Genomic DNA, 2,259 nt, shown 5'->3' on the forward strand with positions numbered 1-2,259 from the left:
AACGAGGGGTATTTCTTTTTGAATCCGGCTTTTGGCTCTGAATTTCGGAATGGCCGTCCAAACCGAATTTCCCAGAGTATGTATATGCTTCCAGAGGCTGTCCAATATAATGGGATGAAAATCTCGTTGACAATATATAATGCAGCAATGGGAAACACTTATGGTTATACTTCAGTTGTAACAACAGATGGATTTAATGAACTTACATTTGAAAATAATGAATATCATTATTGCAATAAGATCGCTATATCAAAAAGCGGAGTATATGAGTTCATGTCATTAGGTGCAATATGGATTCTAACTAAAGGAACGGACGTAGCCTATTCTTATGCGGAATTGGAAGAACGTACTTACGAAGACCCAATTAATTAGCAAAATATTAAACAAAACGAGAATAAAAACAAAATGTTAAACCGGTTGTCGTTTTTATCCGAAAATGACGACCCTCAAAAGTACATGGGATATGATAGAGAAGGTTCTGATAACAGACACAAACGTGATAAATGCCATCACAAGGCAGCTCAATATAAAGAATATCAGGAATGAGATGTTCCCTACCTGGAGACTGACATTACAACCGGGGGAGGAATATGATTTGGGTACTGCTTATTATGGGGCATATCTGGTAAGAAATAGCGATTCTGGTGCGGCAGCTCTAATCATGGTGGGTGCCGGAGTATCATCCAATATACTGTTGAGCGATGGAAATAGCATTTCAACTGATTTTACCGCTGGAGGCAAAATCATATTGAATAAAAAAACGTCAAATGGCAATGTATATGTAAAAAATGGGAGAAGTACAGAAGCATATATAAATGTCATGCAGATAACTAATTATTAGCAGGGGTTATTCCCCTGCCTTCCTTACTCGTTCTCGATATAAATTGCTCAGTAACTTTTACTTTTATTGTGCTCATTGTTGTTTATTACTTATTTCCGTCATATCCTTTGACCCTCAAAAGTACAAGGGATATGATAGAGAAGGTTCTGATAACAGACACAAACGTGATAAATGCCATCACAAGGCAGCTCAATATAAAGAATATCAGGAATGAGATGTTCCCTACCTGGAGACTGACATTACAACCGGGGGAGGAATATGATTTGGGTACTGCTTATTATGGGGCATATCTGGTAAGAAATAGCGATTCTGGTGCGGCAGCTCTAATCATGGTGGGTGCCGGAGTATCATCCAATATACTGTTGAGCGATGGAAATAGCATTTCAACTGATTTTACCGCTGGAGGCAAAATCATATTGAATAAAAAAACGTCAAATGGCAATGTATATGTAAAAAATGGGAGAAGTACAGAAGCATATATAAATGTCATGCAGATAACTAATTATTAGCAGGGGTTATTCCCCTGCCTTCCTTACTCGTTCTCGATATAAATTGCTCAGTAACTTTTACTTTTATTGTGCTCATTGTTGTTTATTACTTATTTCCGTCATATCCTTTGACCCTCAAAAGTACAAGGGATATGATAGAGAAGGTAAACATAAGTCAAGTAATGAACCAGTGCCAGATAGTAACTGATGCAGACTATGTGTTTGTGGAAGAAGGAAATAGCCAGGGGAAAATGAAACTCAGTGTATTTGATTCGTTGTCCGAAGGGGTATTTATCATGTTCCATCGTAAGAGCGATAATTACCCGCTTATGGTTAAGCCGGACAAGTGGGCGAGCTATCAGAGTAGCGGCGAAATAGCCGAGGGCGTGGTAGTCGTCGAGGGCGGCAAAATCTTAGTCGTAGCACCTACCGAAACGTCGCTGCATTGGAGTAGCGCAGCCGTTAGCGGTGGAGGTAAGACCACAACCGACCGACTGACAGCGTTAGACGACTGGACGGGTAAGGCCAGCACCACAGCACAGATTACGCACGCCGAATGTAGCAGCGCAAGTTACGCACCGGGTTACTGCGCGCAGTACAGCCGCGTAAATGCAAACGGCAAAGGTTTGACCGCCGGGCGTTGGTGGTTGCCGTCGTTAGGTGAGTTGATGATGATTTACGCCAATATGCGTAAAATCAATTATGCGTTATCGCTTATCGAGGGCGCAACACAGTTATCCGAAACGTGGCACTGGAGTTCTACCGAGTTCAGCGCGGCCAACGCGTGGGGTTTGTACCTCACCAACGGCAGCGCGAGCAGCGACGCTAAGGCGGCGGGCACGAACAGAGTTCGCCCCGTTTCAGCATTTTTATATTAGATGGTTCTTGGGAATATAACTCTTTAACAGATACAAATCTTATAAATGAAAC

The 2,259-nt window shown here is 41.9% G+C and carries 4 protein-coding genes; all 4 read left to right on the forward strand.

Annotation, left to right across the window (positions count from 1 at the left end; translation table 11 throughout):
* On the forward strand, positions 1–372 hold a 372-nt coding region (locus tag DW800_RS19770), incomplete at its 5' end, for a hypothetical protein (RefSeq protein WP_165859908.1).
* A gap of 91 nt (positions 373–463) precedes the next feature.
* Positions 464–841, forward strand: a complete 378-nt coding sequence (locus DW800_RS19420) for a hypothetical protein (protein WP_035449785.1) — start codon at positions 464–466, stop codon at positions 839–841.
* 131 nt (positions 842–972) lie between these two features.
* Positions 973–1,350, forward strand: a complete 378-nt coding sequence (locus tag DW800_RS19425; protein WP_035449785.1) for a hypothetical protein — start codon at positions 973–975, stop codon at positions 1,348–1,350.
* A 131-nt stretch (positions 1,351–1,481) separates the two neighbouring features.
* Positions 1,482–2,207, forward strand: coding sequence for a DUF1566 domain-containing protein (locus DW800_RS19430; protein WP_119958288.1), 726 nt, complete (start codon positions 1,482–1,484; stop codon positions 2,205–2,207).
* Positions 2,208–2,259: the final 52 nt, after the last annotated feature.

This window comes from Bacteroides sp. AM32-11AC (genome assembly GCF_003603515.1).
GTDB classification, from domain to species: Bacteria; Bacteroidota; Bacteroidia; order Bacteroidales; family Bacteroidaceae; genus Bacteroides; species Bacteroides uniformis.

Bases quoted from the DNA above. Each gene is read 5' to 3' on its own strand.
- DW800_RS19420 (WP_035449785.1), top strand. From the start codon at position 464: ATGATAGAGAAGGTTCTGATAACAGACACAAACGTGATAAATGCCATC.
- DW800_RS19425 (WP_035449785.1), top strand. From the start codon at position 973: ATGATAGAGAAGGTTCTGATAACAGACACAAACGTGATAAATGCCATC.
- DW800_RS19430 (WP_119958288.1), top strand. From the start codon at position 1,482: ATGATAGAGAAGGTAAACATAAGTCAAGTAATGAACCAGTGCCAGATA.